1 protein-coding gene is annotated in these 239 nt (G+C 72.8%); it reads right to left on the reverse strand.

What is annotated here, in order from left to right; translation table 11 throughout:
* Nucleotides 1–239: ABC transporter substrate-binding protein (locus tag HKX41_13235; GenBank protein ID NNC25098.1), on the reverse strand; the 239-nt coding region annotated here is incomplete at both ends.

Below are 239 nucleotides of genomic sequence, written 5' to 3' on the forward strand. Positions count from 1 at the left end.
GTCCACGCGTCAGTGTCGAGGGGCCACCTGGGCCGCGGATAGTCGGTCACCATCACCGGGGCGTCGAGATAGATGCGCTCGACGGCACGCCGGGCGAGAGCGTTGCGTCGCGCGGTGTCGGTCTCGCGGAGCGCGCGCTCGATGAGGCCGTCCGCGCTCGCGTGCTCGAACAGCCCGTACCCCATCGCGTTGTTCGCCCGGACGGTGTCGTCGCCCGCGGCGTCGGCGCTGTCGCCGTG

Origin of the sequence: Salifodinibacter halophilus, assembly GCA_012999515.1 — a bacterium.
Lineage (GTDB): Bacteria > Pseudomonadota > Gammaproteobacteria > Nevskiales > Salinisphaeraceae > Salifodinibacter > Salifodinibacter halophilus.